We start from the raw sequence: 516 nt of genomic DNA, 5'->3' as shown, positions 1-516 counted from the left end.
ACTCAAGCAAAACGTATTTCTTTCTTTGGTCTTGGTGCGTCTTCATCTGTTGCTCGCGATGCTCAAAACAAGTTCATCCGTTTTAATATCCCAATTACTTGTTTTGAAGATATTGTCATGCAACGCATGAGCTGTATTAACTGCAGCGACAACGACGTGATTGTTCTCATTTCTCATACTGGTCGTACGAAAAGCCAAGTTGAAATTGCGAATCTGGCTCGTGAGAACGGTGCAACTGTCATCGCTATCACTGCGAAAGATTCTCCATTAGAGAAAGCAAGTTCACTGGCTATCACTTTAGATATTCCTGAAGATACGGACGTATACATGCCAATGGCAAGCCGTGTCGTTCAAATGACCGTTATCGACGTATTAGCCACAGGCTTTACACTTCGCCGTGGTACAGGTTTCCGCGAAAATCTAAAACGCGTGAAAGATGCCTTAAAAGACAGTCGTTATGACAAGCTAAGTCAGTACTAAGCATTGATTAAGGGGAGCCAATTCGCTCCCCTTTTT

General features: G+C 43.0%; 1 protein-coding gene. It reads left to right on the top strand.

Annotated elements, in window-relative coordinates; all coding sequences use genetic code 11:
- Positions 1 to 480 (top strand): SIS domain-containing protein (locus R7R24_RS30475; RefSeq protein ID WP_318120684.1); only part of this gene is annotated, 480 nt, incomplete at its 5' end.
- Positions 481 to 516: the final 36 nt, after the last annotated feature.

The sequence above is a fragment of the Vibrio sp. 704 genome (assembly GCF_033339295.1).
The sequence above is the reverse complement of the archived record's forward strand: the minus strand, read 5'-3'. Positions and strand labels throughout refer to the sequence as shown.